The organism is Pseudomonas sp. S09G 359 (assembly GCF_002843605.1).
Taxonomy (GTDB): domain Bacteria; phylum Pseudomonadota; class Gammaproteobacteria; order Pseudomonadales; family Pseudomonadaceae; genus Aquipseudomonas.
Genome location: NZ_CP025263.1, coordinates 2929716 through 2948401, shown reverse-complemented (window position 1 = coordinate 2948401; position 18686 = coordinate 2929716). Strand labels below are relative to the sequence as shown.

16 protein-coding genes are annotated in these 18686 nt (G+C 62.8%); 9 read left to right on the top strand and 7 right to left on the bottom strand.

The features are described from left to right. Window positions 1–28: 28 nt before the first annotated feature. Window positions 29–808 carry a TSUP family transporter gene (locus CXQ82_RS13190; protein ID WP_101269572.1) on the top strand — a complete coding sequence of 260 codons (780 nt, stop codon included), beginning with the start codon at window positions 29–31 and terminating at the stop codon, window positions 806–808. Here CXQ82_RS13190 and nudC read toward each other — a convergent pair. Both nudC and CXQ82_RS13180 read right to left on the bottom strand, forming a co-directional pair. Then, complete coding sequence (gene nudC / locus CXQ82_RS13185) at window positions 776–1609, bottom strand: NAD(+) diphosphatase (protein WP_101269569.1); 834 nt, start codon at window positions 1607–1609, stop codon at window positions 776–778. The two genes, CXQ82_RS13190 and nudC, sit on opposite strands and share 33 nt — an antisense overlap. Window positions 1610–1614: 5 nt before the next feature. Further along, window positions 1615–2427 (bottom strand): crotonase/enoyl-CoA hydratase family protein, encoded by an 813-nt coding sequence (locus CXQ82_RS13180; protein ID WP_101269567.1) that lies wholly within the window; start codon window positions 2425–2427, stop codon window positions 1615–1617. 192 nt (window positions 2428–2619) lie between these two features. Here CXQ82_RS13180 and CXQ82_RS13175 point away from each other — a divergent pair, with 192 nt between their 5' ends. The 4 genes from CXQ82_RS13175 (at window position 2620) to CXQ82_RS13160 (ending at window position 6276) form a co-directional block, all read left to right on the top strand. Next, complete coding sequence (locus CXQ82_RS13175; protein ID WP_101269565.1) at window positions 2620–3888, top strand: chloride channel protein; 1269 nt, start codon at window positions 2620–2622, stop codon at window positions 3886–3888. 62 nt (window positions 3889–3950) lie between these two features. Continuing rightward, a complete protein-coding gene (locus tag CXQ82_RS13170) occupies window positions 3951–4505 on the top strand; it encodes a UPF0149 family protein (protein ID WP_101269563.1) in 555 nt (184 codons plus the stop codon). A gap of 92 nt (window positions 4506–4597) precedes the next feature. Further along, the gene (gene aroA / locus CXQ82_RS13165; protein ID WP_101269561.1) at window positions 4598–5854 is read left to right on the top strand and encodes a 3-phosphoshikimate 1-carboxyvinyltransferase; all 1257 of its coding nucleotides are present in this window, start codon (window positions 4598–4600) and stop codon (window positions 5852–5854) included. A gap of 32 nt (window positions 5855–5886) precedes the next feature. Next, window positions 5887–6276, top strand: coding sequence for a hypothetical protein (locus tag CXQ82_RS13160; protein ID WP_101273779.1), 390 nt, complete (start codon window positions 5887–5889; stop codon window positions 6274–6276). A gap of 1 nt (window position 6277) precedes the next feature. Here the strand turns inward: CXQ82_RS13160 and CXQ82_RS13155 are convergent, their stop codons facing one another. Continuing rightward, window positions 6278–6877: an NAD(P)H-dependent oxidoreductase gene (locus CXQ82_RS13155; RefSeq protein WP_101269559.1), complete on the bottom strand. Its 600-nt coding sequence runs from the start codon at window positions 6875–6877 to the stop codon at window positions 6278–6280. A 71-nt stretch (window positions 6878–6948) separates the two neighbouring features. Between CXQ82_RS13155 and CXQ82_RS13150 the strand changes: the two genes are divergently transcribed. Next, window positions 6949–7551 (top strand): TetR/AcrR family transcriptional regulator, encoded by a 603-nt coding sequence (locus tag CXQ82_RS13150; protein WP_101269557.1) that lies wholly within the window; start codon window positions 6949–6951, stop codon window positions 7549–7551. Window positions 7552–7658: 107 nt separating this feature from the next. Here the strand turns inward: CXQ82_RS13150 and CXQ82_RS13145 are convergent, their stop codons facing one another. Further along, complete coding sequence (locus tag CXQ82_RS13145) at window positions 7659–8330, bottom strand: GNAT family N-acetyltransferase (RefSeq protein ID WP_101269555.1); 672 nt, start codon at window positions 8328–8330, stop codon at window positions 7659–7661. Window positions 8331–8379: 49 nt separating this feature from the next. Between CXQ82_RS13145 and CXQ82_RS31580 the strand changes: the two genes are divergently transcribed. The 3 genes from CXQ82_RS31580 to CXQ82_RS13135 all read left to right on the top strand — a co-directional run bounded on the left by CXQ82_RS31580 (window position 8380) and on the right by CXQ82_RS13135 (window position 11807). Next, on the top strand, window positions 8380–8514 hold the full coding sequence (locus tag CXQ82_RS31580; protein WP_256581918.1) for a hypothetical protein: 135 nt from the start codon (window positions 8380–8382) through the stop codon (window positions 8512–8514). Between the two features lie 81 nt (window positions 8515–8595). Continuing rightward, window positions 8596–9447, top strand: a complete 852-nt coding sequence (locus tag CXQ82_RS13140; protein WP_101269553.1) for a CAP domain-containing protein — start codon at window positions 8596–8598, stop codon at window positions 9445–9447. 173 nt (window positions 9448–9620) lie between these two features. After that, on the top strand, window positions 9621–11807 hold the full coding sequence (locus tag CXQ82_RS13135; protein ID WP_101269551.1) for a GAF domain-containing protein: 2187 nt from the start codon (window positions 9621–9623) through the stop codon (window positions 11805–11807). Between the two features lie 8 nt (window positions 11808–11815). On the opposite strand, the gene CXQ82_RS13130 is transcribed toward CXQ82_RS13135, so the two are convergent. From CXQ82_RS13130 to treS, 3 genes are all read right to left on the bottom strand, one after another. Continuing rightward, the gene (locus CXQ82_RS13130; RefSeq protein WP_101269549.1) at window positions 11816–12943 is read right to left on the bottom strand and encodes a diguanylate cyclase; all 1128 of its coding nucleotides are present in this window, start codon (window positions 12941–12943) and stop codon (window positions 11816–11818) included. A 90-nt stretch (window positions 12944–13033) separates the two neighbouring features. Further along, the gene (gene glgB, locus CXQ82_RS13125) at window positions 13034–15271 is read right to left on the bottom strand and encodes a 1,4-alpha-glucan branching protein GlgB (RefSeq protein WP_101269547.1); all 2238 of its coding nucleotides are present in this window, start codon (window positions 15269–15271) and stop codon (window positions 13034–13036) included. Further along, on the bottom strand, window positions 15268–18615 hold the full coding sequence (treS, locus tag CXQ82_RS13120) for a maltose alpha-D-glucosyltransferase (protein ID WP_101269545.1): 3348 nt from the start codon (window positions 18613–18615) through the stop codon (window positions 15268–15270). The genes glgB and treS overlap by 4 nt, the downstream gene beginning before the upstream one ends. Between the last annotated feature and the right edge of the window lie 71 nt (window positions 18616–18686).

Genomic DNA, 18686 nt, shown 5'->3' with positions numbered 1-18686 from the left:
AGCGCCCTGCCAAAAATAAGCCCTGCCCATGCCCTTCGAACTCAGTGTTGACCTGACCACCCTCGCCATCCTCGCAGTGGTTGCCTTTATCGCCGGTTTCATCGACGCCATCGCCGGCGGCGGCGGCCTGCTCACCACCCCGGCGCTGCTCACCGCCGGCATGCCGCCGCATCTGGTATTGGGCACCAACAAGCTCAGCTCCACCTTCGGCTCGGCCACCGCCAGTTTTACCTTCTACCGTCGCAAGCTGTTCCACCCACGCCAGTGGGTGCATGCCATCGTCGGTACCTTGATCGGTGCTCTCACGGGTGCGGTGGTCGCCCACTACCTGCCCGCCGAAACCCTGAACAAGATGCTCCCGGTGATCGTCTTCGCGTGCGGTGTGTACTTGCTGTTCGGCGGCACGCCCAAGGCGCCGTTGGACGCCGATGCGCCGATCAAGAAGAAATGGCAGGCCACCCAGGGCTTCGGCCTGGGCTTCTACGACGGCGTCGCCGGGCCCGGCACCGGCGCGTTCTGGACCGTCAGCACGATGCTGCTGCACCCCATCGACCTGGTGAAGGCCAGCGGCGTGGCGCGCAGCATGAACTTCGTCAGCAACGCAGCGGCGCTGACGGTGTTTATCATCAATGGCTCGGTGGACTGGATCGTCGGCCTGGCCATGGGCGTTTCGGTGATGTGTGGCGCGTTCTTTGGCGCTCGCAGCGCAATCAGCGGCGGCGCCAAGTTCATTCGCCCGGTGTTTATCACCGTGGTCCTCGGCCTGACCGTGCGCCTAGCCTGGCAGCACTGGTTCAGCGTGGCCTAAGCGGCGGGCCACGTAGAGGTCGATCAGGTACCGCGCAATCGAGCGTGACGCCGGCAACGGCGGCAGGTCGTGGATGTTGAACCACTGCGCGTCTTCGATCTCGTCGGCCTGGGGCACGATGTCGCCACCGGCGTACTCGGCATGGAACCCCAGCATCATCGAATGGGGGAACGGCCAGCACTGGCTGCCCATGTACTGGATGTTCTTGACCTCCACCTGCACCTCTTCGCGCACCTCGCGGATCAGGCAGTCTTCCGCCGACTCGCCCGGTTCGGCAAAGCCGGCCAAGGTGCTATAGACCCCGGTCACAAAGCGCGGCGATCGCGCCAGCAGGATCTCGTCGCCACGGGTCACCAGCACGATCATGCTCGGCGAAATCCGTGGGTAGCTGCGCAGGTCGCAGGCCTGGCAGAACATCGCGCGCTCGCGTGGCACCTGGACCATGGCCTGGCCGCAACTGCCGCAGAACCGGTGCTCCCGCGCCCAGGTGCCGATCTGTGCGGCGTAGCCGAGCACTTTGTACAGGGTGTGATCACCTTGCAGCATAAAGCCGCGCAGGCCCTGCCAGCTGCACCCTGGCACCTCGGTCGCCGAGTTCAACTCCAGCAGGTACACCGGCTCGCCATCGAGGTGGCCGATGCCATGTTCGGCGAACACCGCCAGGTCCTGGCGCTTGAGCCATTCCCTGGGGAACAACGGGCCGTTGTCATCATGCAAAAAGCCCTCGCGGCTGCGGGCGACGGCCCAGCCGCCTGGGGCGTCGTTGTCCAGCAGCGTTGTGGTAATCCAGCCTGGGGTCATGTCAGTCAATCCACGAAGTCGGGTTTCTGCTTACTCATATGGGCCGCGATGGCCACGCGCAGGTCGTTGGATTGCAACATAGCCGAGTTCCAGGTGGCAACGTATTCCAAGCCATCATTGACCGTATGGTCACGCATGTAGCTGATCATGGCCTTGGTGCCGGTTACGGCAATCGGCGACTTAGCGGCGATTTCGTGGGCGATTTCCATCACACCGGCCAACAGGCTGTCCTGATCGGGGTACACGCGATTGACCAGGCCGATGCTGTGCGCCTCCGTAGCACCGAACTGGCGACCGGTGTAGGCCAGCTCACGCAACATGCCGTCGCCGATGATGCGCGGCAGGCGTTGCAGGGTGCCGACGTCGGCGGCCATGCCGATGTCGATTTCCTTGATCGAGAACTGTGCCCCCTCGGCGGCGTAGCGCATGTCACAGGCGCTGATCAGGTCGATGGCGCCCCCAATGCAGTAACCCTGGATCGCCGCCAATACCGGCTTGCGGCAGTTGTCCACGGCGTTGAACGAGGCTTGCAGCTCAAGGATCTTACGGCGCAGCAGGCGCGCGTTGCGGCCCACGTCCTTGCCGAATTCGTTGGCCACCGAGGCCAGCATCATCAGGTCGATACCCGAGGAGAAATGCTTGCCGGCCCCGCTCAGCACCACCGCGCGTACCGCGTCGGTGTCTTCGACCCATTGGAAGATGTCGATGATTTCGGTCCAGAACACCGCGTTCATCGCGTTGATCTTTTCCGGGCGGTTGATCTGCACATGGGCAACGTTGCCGGTGAGTTCGACGACGAAAGCTTGGTATTCGGACATGGCAGTGATCCCTGACTGGCGAGTGATAAGGCCCGAACTATAACAAGGGTGCACCACGGCGCATCGGCCAAAAGCGGGACTGGCAAAGGTAATGAAATGTTGTGAACGCGCAGTTCATGCGGCGCCGATACATTTCACCCGGGAGGTGCACTTTATCGGCTATACAATCAGGGTCATTGCCTGGAGCCACGTATGCCGACCACCTTGCGTTCATCCCTGCTGTTGGCCCTGGTGGTCGTATTGACCGGCATTGGCGCGGGCTTGGGCGGCATGCTCCTGGCCTTGCTGCTGCATGGCATCCAGCATTTGGCGTACGGTTACAGCCTGGATAGCCTGGTCAGCCATGAGAGCTTTTTGTGGGGCGTGACGGCGGCCGCGCCGGAGCGCCGCCTGGCCGTGCTGGTGGTGTGCGGGTTGGTAGCAGGCCTGGGTTGGTGGGCGGTGTATCGCTATGGGCGGCCATTGGTGAGCATCAAGCAGGCGGTGTCGGAAAAAATCCCGATCATGCCACCCAAGACCACCCTCGCCCACGCCTTGCTGCAGATTATTACCGTGGCGCTGGGTTCGCCGCTGGGGCGCGAAGTGGCGCCACGGGAAGTCGGGGCGCTGGTCGGCAGTTGGTTGTCGCAGCGGGCACGCCTGGCGCCGGACATGCACCGCCTGATCGTCGCCTGCGGCGCGGGTGCCGGGTTGGCCGCCGTGTATAACGTGCCGTTGGGTGGCGCGGTGTTTGTGTTGGAAGTGCTGGTGGGTGCATTCAGTTGGCCGGCGGCGATCATCGCCTTGGCGACTTCAGCGATTGGCGCGGCGGTGGCGTGGATCGGGCTGGGCGCCGAGTCGCAATATGGCGTGCCGCATTTTTTGCTGAGCCCGGCGCTGATCACCTGGGCCGTCGTCTGTGGGCCGCTATTTGGCCTAGCCGCCTACGGGTTCACGCGTCTTACCGGCCACGCCCGCGCGCATGCCGCACGCGGCTGGCGCCTGCCGGTGCTGGCGCTGATCAACTTTACCATCATCGGCGGGCTGGCAATGCTGCTGCCGCAGATCCTCGGCAATGGCAAAGGCCCGGCGCAACTGGGTTTCGATAATCAACTGACGATCGGCCTGGCCGCGCTGTTGCTGCTGGTCAAGGTGCTGATCACCACCAGCAGCCTGCGCGCCGGGGCCGAGGGTGGCCTGCTCACGCCGGGCCTGGCCAATGGCGCACTGTTGGCGATTATCCTCGGCGGCGCCTGGAGCCTGGTGTGGCCCGGCGTGCCGCTGGGGGCGTTTGCGATCATCGGCGCAGCGGCCTTTCTCGCGGCCAGCATGAGCATGCCACTGACGGCCATTGTGCTGGTGGCGGAATTCACCCGTATCGAGCATGACTTTCTGGTGCCGATCATTCTGGCCGTGGTCGGTTCGGTGTGCGTGAAAGAGCTGCTGCAACGCTGGGAAACTGCTGGAAAAAAACCCGTCTAGGCGCCATCCTTCGCGCTTTAAGCCGCCCTGTCAGCGGCGCTCGACGTTTGAAGGATATGCCCATGCACGCCCAGCCCCTCGCCCCTGCCGATTTCGAATTCATCGAAGAAACCCTGCTCAAGTACGGCGACGACCATTCAGTGCTGAACCTGGCCGAACTCGACGGCTACTTCACCGCGCTGGTGTCCAGCCCGGAACAAGTGGATGTGGCCGAGTGGTTCCCGGCGATCTGGGGCGGGCAGAACCCGGAGTGGGACAACATGGACGAGGCCCAGCGTTTCCTCGAACTGTGCGTACGCCATATCAACACCCTGGCGGGCCAACTGGCGACGGATGCTCAGGGTTTCAAGGCGCGCTTCGATGACACCGAACACCAGGGCCACGTGGTCACCCTCGCCGAGGAATGGTGCTTCGGCTATATCCGTGGCGCGGCCATCGGCAACTGGCCAGCGCTGCCGGCCGCCCAGGCCGCGCTGCTGGAGAAAATCTCCTGGTGCGCCGAGCAGGACAATTTCGAATTGCCTGCCGACCTGGATGTAGCGGCCCACCAGCAACGCGTCAGCGAAATCGAACCGGCGGCGCGGGCGCTGCATGATTATTGGCTGGCCTTGCGCTAAGCCTCGACAAGCACCGCTGCTTTGGCCGATTATTCGGGTCCGCCCCGTCGGCCACTCCGTGCCACCTTGCCTTGAATCAGGAGCCTTGTACCTTGAGTTCGCAGAAAACCGTGACCGTTACACCGCCCAATTTCCCCCTCAATGGCAAGGTCGCGCCCCCCGGTTCCAAATCCATTACCAACCGCGCCCTGCTGCTGGCAGCCTTGGCCAAGGGCACCAGCCGCCTGAGCGGCGCGTTGAAGAGCGATGACACGCGCCATATGTCGGTGGCCCTGCGCCAGATGGGCGTGACCATCGACGAGCCGGATGACACCACCTTTGTGGTCACCGGCTCCGGCAAATTGCAGTTGCCGACGCAGCCGCTGTTCCTCGGCAATGCCGGTACGGCCATGCGTTTTCTCACCGCCGCCGTCGCCACCGTGCAGGGCACCGTGGTGCTGGATGGCGACGGCTATATGCAAAAACGCCCAATCGGCCCTCTGCTGGCGACCCTGCGCGAGAACGGTATTGCCGTCGACAGCCCGACCGGTTGCCCGCCGGTAACCGTGCACGGCGTAGGCACAGTGGCGGCCAAGCGTTTCGAGATCGACGGCGGCCTGTCCAGCCAATACGTCTCGGCCCTGCTGATGCTGGCTGCGTTCGGCGAAGCACCGATTGAAGTGGCGCTGACCGGCAAGGACATCGGCGCCCGCGGTTATGTGGACCTGACCCTGGACTGCATGCGCGCGTTCGGCGCACAGGTCGACGTGGTCGACGACACCACCTGGCGCGTCGCCCCTACCGGCTACACCGCGCATGATTACCTGATCGAGCCGGATGCCTCCGCCGCCACCTACCTGTGGGCCGCCGAAGTGCTGACCGGTGGGCGCATCGACATCGGTGTGGCTGCAGAGGCATTCACCCAGCCGGACGCCAAGGCCCAGGCCGTGATTGCCCAGTTCCCGAACATGCAGGCCACAGTGGTTGGCTCGCAAATGCAGGACGCCATCCCGACCCTGGCCGTGCTGGCCGCGTTCAACAACACCCCGGTGCGCTTCACCGAGCTGGCCAACCTGCGGGTCAAGGAATGTGACCGCGTGCAGGCGCTGCATGATGGCCTGAATGAAATCCGTCCGGGCCTGGCGACGATTGAAGGCGATGACTTGCTGGTAGCCGCCGACCCGGCGCTGGCCGGTACTGCGTGCAACGCGCTGATCGACACCCACGCCGACCACCGCATCGCCATGTGCTTTGCCCTGGCGGGGCTGAAAGTCGCCGGCATCCGCATTCAAGACCCGGACTGCGTGGCCAAGACCTATCCTGAGTACTGGAAGGCCTTGGGCAGTCTCGGCGTGCAACTGAGCTACTGAGGCAAACGCGTCGGAATGGGGAGGCAATGCACATGACAATTCGCCAACCCTGCCCACCCGGCGCGTGTGTCTGTGACCGCGAACAACTGCTGGAAAACCCCGGTGCCGACCTGCGCATCCTGCACCTCACGCGTCAGGAAGAGAAACGCCTGATCGAGCGCCTCGAAGACCTGCAAAGCCTGCAAGACCTCGAACGCATGCAACAGCGCATGTACGAGTTATTGGGCATTCGCGTGCATGTCGCGCCGGGCCACACCGAGGTCAAGAGCATGCGCGGGATCCAGATCGTCATCGACGACCTGCCGGGCATGTGCCGCAAAACCCGCCAAGCGATTCCGGCAGCGATTCGCCGGGGCATGGAAAAACGCCCGGAAATTGCCTACCGCCTGCTGGATGCCCACGACCTGTTTCGCGAAGGCTGAATCAACCGGCGACCGCCTCGGCCTGGAACAGGCCCCGCCCTACGGCATTGGCCTTGTCCAAATGCGCCTGCGCGCTGCCGTCTTCCGACTCCAGCAACAACTCCGACGTCAGCACCTGCGCCCCGCAGTAATCAAAGATGCCGTAATCGATCTGCGTGCGCATCGCCTTGGCGTAACCATGCCGATCAAACGCGCTGGCGTCGGCGGCGCCCAGGGCCAGCAGATGCACTTGCAAGTGCCGCAGTTTCTTCACCACCGGCGTGTCCGGGCCATAGTCAATCGCCCAGCCGTTGACGAACACCCTGTCGACCCAGCCTTTGAGCAGGCCCGGCAGCGACCACCAGTAGATCGGAAACGCCAGCACCACTGCATCGGCGCGGTCGATGCGCGCCTGTTCGGCCAGCACATCGGCCGGCGGCGTGGCACGGCTGCGGTGCACCCGCTGGTCAGCGGCGGTGTAGCGCGGGTCGAACCCTTCGGCGGCGAGGTCGGCGATCTCATAGGTGTGGCCGCCAGCACTGAGGCCGGCGCCGACTTGTGCGGCCACGGCATGGGTGAGCGAGTGAGGGTCGTGATGAGCAACAACGATAAGGGCGTGCATGACATTGACTCCATTTGCGCTTAATATACTTTTAGTAAGTTAAGCCACTAAGTTACTTTTGGTATATAAGCATGTCAAGCCCTGACTCCCCTGCCCCACGTCGGCGTTTATCCCGTGAAGATCGCCTGCGCCAGCTGCTTGATGTGGCCTGGCAACTGGTGCGTGATGAAGGCACCGAGGCCCTGACCCTCGGCCGCCTGGCGGAACTGGCCGGAGTGACCAAACCGGTGGTCTATGACCATTTTGTCACCCGCGCGGGTTTGCTCGCCGCCCTGTATGAGGACTTCGACGCGCGCCAGAACCAGGTGTTTAGCGAGGCCATCGAGGCCAGCCACGCCACCTTGCAGGACCGCGCGTGGGTGATCGCCTCGTCCTATGTTGATTGTGTGTTGCTGCAGGGGCGCGAGATTCCAGGGGTGATCGCCGCACTCAGCAGTTCACCGGAACTGGAAACCCTCAAGCGCGAATACGAGGCGATTTTCCTCGACAAGTGCCGCGACGCACTCTCGCCGTTTGCGCCGGGTGGCAACGTGTCCCAGGCCGGGTTGCGCGGCATGCTGGGGGCGGCGGAAGCCTTGTCCCAGGCGGCGGCCAGTGGTGAGGTCAGCCGTGAAGAGGCGCAGCAGGAGTTGCTGGCGACCATCCTGGCGATGGTCAATCGCGGGGGCGCTTGAGCCAGGGCGCAGCGCTCCCTTTTTTTGGGGCTACTGTGCAGCGCTCTTTTTTTGGGGCTGCTGCGCAGCCCAACGCGAGCAAGCTCCCTCGCCACAGGGTTGTGCAGTCAGCGTAGGTGTTCGTTCACGAACAACTGCACCTTGCGCGTCAGTTGATCCAAGTGGCGATCGCGCTGTTTCTCCGCATCCACCATCGCCCGCTTGCCATGCTTTTGCAGCAGGTAGGTGTGAATCTGCCGCACTTCCAGCGAGCTATAGATAGCCGCCACGTCCAGCACGCCCATCAGGCCATCGGTGGCATAATCGCGGGTATTCATCAGCACCTGGGTGCCCCGCGCGCCGCGCACCTGAAAGCCCATGGCTGCAAACACCGGCACTTTCTCCACGGCGCACGCCAGTTCGGCGTGGGGGTAACGCGCCAGTACGTCCTGCAGCATCCCGCGTGCGATGCCCTGGCGGCGATGCCCGGCCTGTACCGCCATGAAGGCGATGCCGCAGGCTTCGGGGTCGTCTTTAACCGGCAGGTACAGGCAAAAGCCCAGCACTTGATCGTCAACCGTCGCCACGACCAGCTCGACCGCAATGCCTTTCGAGCCGCCGAGGGCTTCCAGGTACAGGTGCACCTCAAAGCCAATGGCGTACTGGTAGATGTTGTAGAGCAGGTTGCTTGGCTGCAGGGCCACGCTGCTGATGTCGGTGAGGTTGTCCACCACCATCTGCAGGATCTGCGCGTTGATCGGCTCGGGGCACGGTGTGGTGTAGCGGGTAAGGCTGAACATGCAAATTCCTGGGGTTTCGCGTCAAGGCGGCGGGGATTGTACCTGCTCCGTGCACACCTCGCGCAAACAGCCACGCCACCTCGGCTTGATCCTCGACGCCTCGGCATTGGGTTTGAGCCTGCTGGCCACCGTGATGGCATGGGGCCGCATCCACGGGATGAGTGCAGCGCAGAACACCCGTTGAGGCAAAAAAACAAAAAAGGCGTTGCACCAGACCGGGTTACATCGCGCATCATGGGCGCTTTCAAGCTCAAGGGTAACGTCCATGCGCGTTCTGTCATTGATGATGGGTCTTACGACGCTGGCCGCCAGTACGGTGTTCTGCGCCAGCGCGATGGCGAATGAAGAAACTCAGCTGGTGCAACAGATCAATGCGTACCGCAGCCAAGTGCAGCGCTGTGGTAACCAGGGTTCCCAGGAACTGCCGCCGCTGGCCAGCGACACGCGGCTGGTGCTGCCGGCGACGAATGTCGGCGATTTGCAGCAGGCGCTCGCCCGGGCCGCCTATCCGATGGTCAACGTGCAGGCCATCAGCCTGTCAGGCCCCAAGGACGCCCAGGCGGCCATGAAGGCGGTGCGCGAGAGTTTCTGTCGCGTGGTGCTCGACCCGCAATTTGTCGATATCGGCGTGAGCAATAGTGGCCAGGACTGGCGTATCGTGCTCGCCCGCCCCCTGCTGTCGAGTGGCCTGGGAGATTGGCAAACCGAAGGCAGGCAACTGCTTACGCTGATCAACGCCGCCCGTTCGCAACCGCGCCAGTGCGGCACCCAGGCCTTTACCGCGACCACGCCGCTGTCGTGGAACGACGACCTGGCCGGCGCCGCCAACAGCCACACGCGCAATATGGCCAATGGCAACTTCTTCGACCACCTCGACCACGACGGCCGCACCCCCGGTGACCGTGCCGAACTGGCCGGGTATATCGCGAAAAACATCGGCGAAAACATTGCCGCCGGCCTGGATACGCCGCGCAAAGTGGTCGACGGCTGGCTCGCCAGCCCGGGCCATTGCGCCAACCTGATGAACCCGCAATTTCGCGAAGTGGGCGCAGCCTATGCCATGGACCCGAAGAGCGACGCAGGGATTTACTGGACCGGTTTATTCGGCAGCCAATAGGGTTTGGGCAAGTGCCCAATCCTGCGGCTGGGAAGCCCTCCAAATGAATGGAGCATCAAATTGCCATCTAGGCAATAATTGCGCTGAACTGGCAGCGTCCAAGCAGGTCTTTAGCTGTGCGCCAGGCATTTTCCGAGCGTGTTGAAGACCCTGCCACACAAGGTGTACCCGCAATGATGAATTGGCTGCAAAGCAGCAGCGATATGGCTGAACGGGTGCGCTTGCATGACTGGGCCGCAACCCCGCTGGGGCCATTGGACCAATGGCCCGACGTGTTGAAAACCACCGTCGCCCTGTGCTTTGCCTCAAGCTTTCCCCAGGCGATTGTCTGGGGCCCGCACTTGACCACGCTGTACAACGACGCGTTTATTCCGATCCTGGGTAACAAGCCGAGTGCGCTGGGCCGTCCATTCAGCGAGATATGGAGCGAGGCATGGGAGCACATCAGCCCCATCGCCGATGCAGCCTTCCAGGGCCATGCCACCTATATCGAAAACTTCCCGTTAGTGATCGAACGCGGGCTGGTGCCGGAACAGGCCTACTTCACCTTTTGCTACAGCCCGATCCGCGACGCTGAGGGCCGGGTGGTTGGCCTGCTCGACACCGTGTCCGAAACCACCGCAACCGTATTTCTGGCGCGCCGCCTGAGCGTGCTGGATGCTATCGGTCACGCCGTGGCCAACGCCGCCGATGCCGAAGCGATCATGACCAGCACCACCCAACTGCTGGCCGAACACCTGCAGGTGAGCAATTGCGCGTATGCCGACATGGACGCCGATGAAGACGGCTTCACCATTCGCGACAATTGGACCGCGCCCGGTTCACCGAGCATCATCGGCCGCTACAGCCTGGCGGCGTTCGGCACCACGGCGGTGAACTGCCTGCGTGCCGGCGAACCGCTGGTGATCCACGACAACCTACGCGAGCTGCCGCCCGACGAATCGGCGACCTTCCAGGCCTTGGGCGTGACTGCCACCATTTGCATGCCCTTGATCAAAAATGGCCGCCTCACCGCCTTGATGGCTGTGCACGACAAAAGCGCGCGCCTCTGGTCGCCTTACGACCTGGCGTTGCTGCGGGAGGTCACCGAACGCTCCTGGGCACACATCGAGCGGGTGCGCGCCGATGCGGATGTGCGTGAGGGTCTGGCGGCGTATGCCGAGCTGAACACCACACTCGAACAACGGGTAGAGGAGCGCACCCTCGCGCTGGCCCAGGCCGAAGCGGCGCTGCGCCAGTCACAAAAGCTCGAAGCCATCGGCCAATTGACCGGCGGCGTAGCCCATGACTTCAACAACCTGCTGACCATCATTCGCTCCTCGGTGGACTTCCTGCGCCAGCCCGGCCTGTCGGAAGAACGCCGCCAGCGCTATATGGGCGCGGTGTCCGACACGGTTGAACGGGCGAGCAAACTGACCAGCCAATTGCTCGCGTTTGCCCGCCGCCAGCCCTTGAGCCCGGAAGTCTTCGACGTGGGCCAGCGCGTGCAGAATATCGGCGAGATGCTCGAGAGTGTCACCGGCGCGCGCATTCGTGTGCAGGTCGAGTTGCCGCCGCAGCCGTGTTTTGCGCGGGTCGACTCCAGCCAGTTTGAAACCGCGCTGATCAACATCGCCCTCAACGCCAGGGACGCGATGGACGGCCAGGGCACATTGGCCCTGCGCGTCGCCGGCGACCGCACGCTACCGCGTATCCGAGGGGATGCAGGGTCGCACCAGCCCTATATCGTGGTGTCGCTTGCCGATACCGGGCCCGGCATCGCAGCGGATACTGTCGAGCGGATTTTCGAGCCGTTCTTCACCACCAAGGCCGTGGGCAAAGGCACCGGCCTGGGCCTGTCGCAGGTATTCGGCTTTGCCAAGCAGTCCGGTGGCAATATCGACGTGGCCAGCACCCTCGGCCAAGGCAGCGTGTTTACCCTGTACCTGCCACAGGTGGAAGCCCAGGCCGCTGCGCCCGCAAGCCTGCAGGAAACGCCGACGCCCACCCATGACACCAGCCAGTGCCGCGTGTTGATCGTCGAGGACAATCTGGAAGTAGGACGTTTCGCCAGCCAGATCCTGCAAGACCTGGGTTACCAGACCACCTGGGCAACCGACGCCGAACAAGCGCTGGCGCTGGCCGGTAAGGATGCAATGGCGTTCGATGTGGTGTTCTCGGACGTGGTCATGCCCGGCATCACCGGCGTCGCCATGGCCAAGCTGCTGCGCCAGCGGCGCGCGGATCTGCCGGTGGTACTCACCTCAGGCTACAGCGACGAGCTGGCGGAAGACGGCTACGAAGGTTTCGAATTCCTGGCCAAGCCCTATTCCGCCGACCAGGTGTCACGGGTGTTGATCAAGGCCATGCTCAAGGACTGAGCAGCGCCCTACTCCGCCACCGCTACCTGGTTGCGGCCCAACGCCTTGGCGCGGTACAGGGCTTTATCGGCAGTGTTCATCAGCGCATGCAGGTCTTGGTCGAGGGCATGGGTGGAGGCCACGCCGAGGCTGGCGGTCAGGCCGTGCACCGGCTCGGACACCAACCCGGAAATCGCCTTGATCAACTGCTCGGCGATCGCCCTGGCGGCTTCCAGCGAGGTATTGGGCAACAGCACCGCGAACTCCTCGCCTCCCAGGCGACCATACACGTCGGCCTTGCGGAACGACGTGCTGATCACCCCGCCAATCTGGCGCAGCACCTGGTCGCCAGCCTGATGGCCGTAGGTGTCGTTGATTTGCTTGAAGTGGTCCATGTCCAGCATCAGCGCACACAGCGGCTGCTGGTTGTGCCGGCATTGCGCGTACAACACCTGGGCATGTTCGAAAAATGCGCGGCGGTTCATCAGCCCGGTGAGTTCGTCGGTCTGTGCGGCGCGGGTGGAGATGTTGTGCGCACGCTCCATTTGCCGCGTCAGGCGAAAGGCCTTTTCCAGTGCATCGGACAACTTGCGCGTGGCGCTGACCACAAAGGTCGAGAACACCAGCACCGCAATAGCCACGCCCACTTGCATCGACGATGGCTGAAACAGCAGCCACAGTGTGCAGGGCAGCAATACCAAGGCCATGGAAGCCAGCGTCAGGTAGCGATACGCCGAGTAACACGACACCGCGCTCACCGACATGCCCACCGTGAACAACATGACCAACGCCTGGGACAAGCGATCATCCGTGGGCATCACCGCGAACGCGCCGAGGCCCCAGATACCGGCAGACAGCATCAGCGTGACGCAATAGCGGCGCTCCCAGCGATCCGGCGTTCGCTCGGCGTTGGGGCAACGGAACCATTCCATGAACATCTTGATGCGCAACAGAGACGAACCCGCCAATGCTACCAGCCACACCAGGATGACCTCATGGTCAAACCGGTCCCAACACAGCCAGCAAAGCATCACGGCGGCCAGGTAACTGCCGAAAATGGCCGCAAATGATTGCCGAAACAACTGGTGCAGACGGTCGGTCCGCACCTGCTCCTCGATAAAACAATCCTGGTCCTGCCCACGCCCAAGGCCATTCATGAAATTCGCCCGATTCAACCGCTACGACAAAGGCGCCATTGTGGCACCCTGCCAGTAGCGTGGACAACAAAATCCAGCATGCTTGAGCCTTTAAAGACCCTCCGGTCGCAGAATCAGCACCCCAAGCGGCGGCAGATTCAACGACAGCGACACCGCTTGTCCATGGCGTGGCTCATCACTGGTAAACACGGCGCCACCGTTGCCGTAATTGGAGCCCGCATAGTCATCGGCATCGCTGTTGAGCACCTCGCTCCAGCGCCCGGCAAAGGGCACGCCCACGGCATACGCCGCACGCGGCACCGGGGTGAAGTTGGCCACCACCAGCACCGGTTTGCCGTCCTTGCTCCAACGCAGCCAGGCATAGACGCTGTTGATCGCATCGTCGCCGATCAGCCACTGGAAGCCCTGGGGCGCATCGTCCTGCTCGTGCAGGGCCGGTTCCTCGCGGTACAGGCGGTTCAAGTCGCCGACCAATTTTTGCACACCTTTGTGTTCGGCATATTGCAGCAGGTACCAGTCCAATTGCTGGTCGTGGTTCCACTCGCGCCACTGGCCGAATTCGCAGCCCATGAACAGCAGTTTCTTACCGGGGTGCATCCACATGAACGTCAGGTAGGCGCGCAGGTTGGCAAATTTCTGCCAGCGGTCGCCAGGCATCTTGTCGATCAGCGAGTGTTTACCGTGCACCACTTCATCGTGGGAGATCGGCAGGATGAACCGCTCGGACCAGGCGTACACCAGGCCGAAACTCAGCTCGTTGTGGTGATGGGCGCGGTACACCGGGTCTTGCTGGATGTAGTGCAGCGAATCGTGCATCCAGCCCATGTTCCATTTGTAGTTGAAGCCCAGGCCGCCCTGTTGGGTGGGCTGGCTGACGCCCGGCCAGGCCGTGGATTCTTCGGCGATCACCAGCGCGCCGGGCGCTTCCAGGGCGACCACGTCGTTCAAATGGCGCAGGAAGTCGATGGCTTCGAGGTTTTCGCGGCCACCATGGCGATTGGGCACCCACTCACCGGCTTTGCGCGAGTAATCGCGGTAGAGCATCGACGCCACCGCATCCACGCGCAGGCCGTCGATGTGGAAGTGCTTGAGCCAGTGCAATGCCGACGCCAGCATAAAGCCATGCACTTCGGTGCGGCCCAGGTTGTAGATCAGGGTGTCCCAATCCTGGTGGAAGCCTTCCAGCGGGTTGGCGTATTCGTACAGCGCGGTGCCGTCGAACTGCGCCAGGCCATGGGTGTCCGTAGGAAAATGCGCCGGCACCCAGTCGAGGATCACGCCGATATCGGCCTGGTGCAGAGCATTGACGAAATAGGCAAAATCTTCCGGCGAGCCAAAGCGCGCAGTCGGTGCGAACTGTGACAGCGCCTGGTAGCCCCAGGAGCCACCGAACGGGTGTTCCATGATCGGCATCAGCTCGACGTGGGTGAACCCCAGCTGCTGCACATACGGCACCAACCGCTCGGCCAGCTCGCGCCAGGTATATTGGCGTGCCACCTCGCCCGCCTCGTCCAGCTCGCACTGCCAGGAGCCCACGTGCAGCTCGTAGATCGACAGCGGTGCCGTGGGCTTCTGGCGTTCGACCCGCGACTGCATCCATTCATGGTCCTGCCAGTCCACCTGCAACGGCTCGGCGACTTTCGATGCGGTGTCGGGCGGCAATTGGGTGGCCAGCGCCATCGGGTCGGCCTTGAGCGGCAGAATCCCATTGGCACCGAGAATTTCATATTTGTAGGCTGCACCTGGTTGCAGGCGTGGGATAAAGATCTCCCACACGCCGGAAGGATGCCGCAGGCGCATCGGATGGCGGCGGCCGTCCCAGATATTGAAGTCGCCCACCACCGACACGCGCCGCGCGTTGGGCGCCCACACGGCAAAGCGCACGCCGTCTATGCCATCGACGCTGGTCACCTGGGCACCCAGGCAACTGCTGAGGTCGCGGTGATTGCCTTCGGCAAACAGGTACAGGTCCATTTCACCCAGCAGCAGTTGCTGGAAGCTGTAAGGGTCTTCGGTGATCTGCTCACCGCCGGCCCACTGGATTTTCAGCAGATACGCCTGACGCGTGGCGAACTGCCCGACAAACAACCCCGGCACCTGAGTCGCATCGAGGCTGCCGATCTGTTCGCCGCTGTCGCGGGCCAACACCTGGACGCTCAAGGCCTCTGGCAGGAACGCGCGGATAAACTGGCCGCCCTGCTCGTCATCGTGCGGCCCGAGAATCGAAAACGGGTCGTGGTGTTCGGCGCGTACCAGCGCTTCGACGTCCTTGGACGCCGGCAATGCAGTCAACTTCGGCTGCAGCGGTTCTTTATGTGTAAAGCTCATGACGTCTCCCCACCGCGTGCAGTTTTCGAAAAAGGTATAAGCCCACTGAGCAAGCCGTGCAGCCCTTGCAAGGGCACCGGCAGCCAGGTCGGGCGGTTTTCTGCTTCATAAGCCACTTCATACGCGGCCTTCTCCAGGCTGAACAACGTCAGCGCCGCGTCCTGGCCTTTGGCATCCTGCCAGTCATGCGCAAGTGTAGACGTAGCTGCCTGATAAGCCTGGATAAATGCCTCGCGCGCTTCCTTCAGGTAACGATCGGTGACGCGTTTGCGCGCCACATCGGCCTCCGGTGAGTGATCCACCCCCTGCACATTCAGCGCCATCGCCGCCGCGTAATCGAAGGAGCGCAACACACCACTCACGTCTTTATACGGGCTGTGCTTGCCGCGTCGTTCATGCAGCGGACGCGCCGGCTCGCCTTCAAAGTCGATCAAATAAGCATCGCCCTTCACCACCAGTACCTGGCCGAGGTGCAAGTCACCGTGCACGCGAATACGCAAGCCGCCGACCGTGGCTTTGGCCAGCGCCTGCACATGGCTGGCGATGGCTTTTTTCTGCGCCAGCAATTCACTGACCCGCGCCTGATCGGCAGGGTTCAATTGGCTTTGATGCAGCTCGATTAATTGCAGCGCGCGGTTGATCTGCGCGCCGATATCCTTGGCCCAGGCCTGGGTGTCCTTGGCTGTAGTGACCTCGGGCTTGAAGTCTTTATTGGCCGTGGGCGCACCCAGCACCCCATGCATTTCGCCCAGGCGCTGCCCGAGCAAGCCAGCGAAATCCGCCAGTTCGCCTAGGGCGTTGTAATGCTGTTCCTGTTCGGAGATGGCCTCGGCCAGTTCGTCACGGATCGCGCGCTCGAGGTTGTTCTGGGTCCAGCTCCAGGCGTCGCCCTGGTTGCTCAAGTAGCCTTGGGCGATCATCAACAGGTTGTCTTGGTCATCGGCGTCGCGACGCACCATCGAACCCAGCAACGGCGAGATATTCGGGTAATCGGCAGCGGTAAGGTAGGCGCTCATTTCCAGCTCCGGGTGCACCCCGGCACCGACTTTGCGGATCAGCTTGAGCACCAGGCTCTCGCCCACTACCACCGAGCTGTTGGACTGCTCGGCCGACAAGTAGCGCACCGGCGACTCGTCCGTCAGTTGCAACTTGGCCAAGTGCTGGGTGCCTTCAAAGCGTAAATCGCCGTCACTGGAGTTCAGTACAGTGCCGGCTTGCATGCCCTGGATCACCGCGCGAATAAAGTGTTCAAGGCTGAAAGCATCCGTCACCAACCCCACCTGACGCACCCGCCGCACCCGGGCGAGCGCCAGTTGCTGCGGCAAGGCGCTGGTGAACTGATCCTCACCGAGGAAGCCGAACGGCAGCTGATAACGGCTGACCTGGCCACCGGCAGTCACCTCAAGCTCACTGAGCAACACCGGGTGCTGCGGGTCGCCAAAACGCACGCCGTACGCAATGCGCACGCTGTCGATGGCCGTGTCCTTGCCGGCAAACCAACGCCGCTTGGGCAGCCAGGCCGGCAGCGAGGTCTTTTCCAGGGAGGTGCGGCAGGGTTCATCGAGCAATTCTTCCATGCGTTTCTTCAGCACCAGGGTGGTGAAGTCCGGCATGCTTTGCGCGGGTTCCACATGCCAGCTCGGCATCTGGTTTTCCGCTGCCAGTACAAACCAATAGAAGCCATACGGCGCCAGGGTCAGCAGGAAATTCAGCTGGCCTATCGGCGGGAACGCATTACCGCCGAGCATTTCCACCGGCACCATACCGGCGAAGGCCGACAGGTCCAGCTCGGCAGCCTGGGCACTGCGCGACACGTTGGCCACGCACAGAATGATTTCGTTACGCCCGTCTTCACCGGTGAATTCGCGGGTATAGGCCAAGATGCGACGGTTGCTCGGCGAGAGCATTTTCAGGCTGCCGCGGCCAAACGCCTTGGACTGCTTGCGCACCGCGAGCATGCGCCGGGTCCAGTTGAGCAGCGAGTGCGGGTCCTGGGCCTGGGTTTCGACGTTGACCGACTGATAGCCGTATTGCGGGTCCATGATCGGCGGCAGCACCAGGCTCGCCGGGTCGGCGCGGGAGAAGCCGCCGTTACGGTCGATGGACCATTGCATCGGCGTGCGCACGCCGTCGCGGTCGCCGAGGTAGATGTTGTCACCCATGCCGATTTCATCGCCGTAATACAGGGTCGGCGTGCCGGGCATCGACAGCAGCAGGCTGTTGAGCAGCTCGATGCGCCGACGGTCGCGTTCCATCAACGGCGCCAGGCGCCGGCGAATCCCGAGGTTGATCCGCGCGCGACGGTCAGCGGCGTAGTAATTCCACAGGTAGTCGCGCTCTTTGTCGGTGACCATCTCGAGGGTCAGCTCATCGTGGTTGCGCAGGAAAATCGCCCACTGGCAATTGGCGGGAATCTCCGGGGTCTGGCGCAGAATGTCGGTGATCGGGAAACGATCTTCCTGGGCCAGCGCCATGTACATGCGCGGCATCAGCGGGAAGTGGAAGGCCATGTGGCATTCATCGCCGTCATCACCCTTTTTGTCGCCGAAATACAACTGCGTGTCTTCCGGCCACTGGTTGGCTTCGGCCAGGAGCATGCGGTCGGGGTAATGCGCATCGATCTCGGCACGGATCTGCTTGAGCACGTCGTGGGTTTCAGGAAGGTTTTCGTTATTGGTGCCGTCGCGCTCGATCAGGTAGGGGATGGCGTCCAGGCGCAGGCCGTCGATGCCCATGTCGAGCCAGTAGCGCATCACCGACAGCACGGCCTTCATGACCTGCGGGTTGTCAAAATTCAGGTCTGGCTGGTGGGAGTAAAAACGGTGCCAGAAGTACTGGCCGGCCACTGGGTCCCAGGTCCAGTTGGACTTCTCGGTGTCGAGGAAGATGATGCGGGTGCCGTCGTATTTCTGGTCGTCATCAGACCACACGTAGAAATCCCGCGCCGCCGAGCCCGGCTTGGCCTTGCGCGCGCGCTGGAACCATGGATGCTGGTCGGAAGTGTGGTTGATCACCAGTTCGGTAATCACCCGCAGCCCGCGCTGATGGGCCGCGGCGATAAACCGCTTGGCGTCGGCCATGGTGCCGTAGTCGCTGTGCACGCCGCGGTATTCGGCGATGTCATAGCCGTCGTCGCGGCGGGGCGAGGGGTAAAACGGCAGCAGCCAGATGGTGTTTACGCCGAGGTCGGCGATGTAGTCGAGCTTGGCGATCAGCCCGGGAAAGTCACCGATGCCGTCGTTATTGGAGTCGAAATAGGATTTGACGTGAACCTGGTAGATCACCGCGTCCTTGTACCAGAGCGGGTCTTTGATAAAGGTGGCAGCCTTGGGTTTCTTCGCCATTGGAAACTCCTGAAATTCTGAAATTTTTTGTGGCTGGATGCGGTCAATGTGGGAGCGGGCTTGCTCGCGAA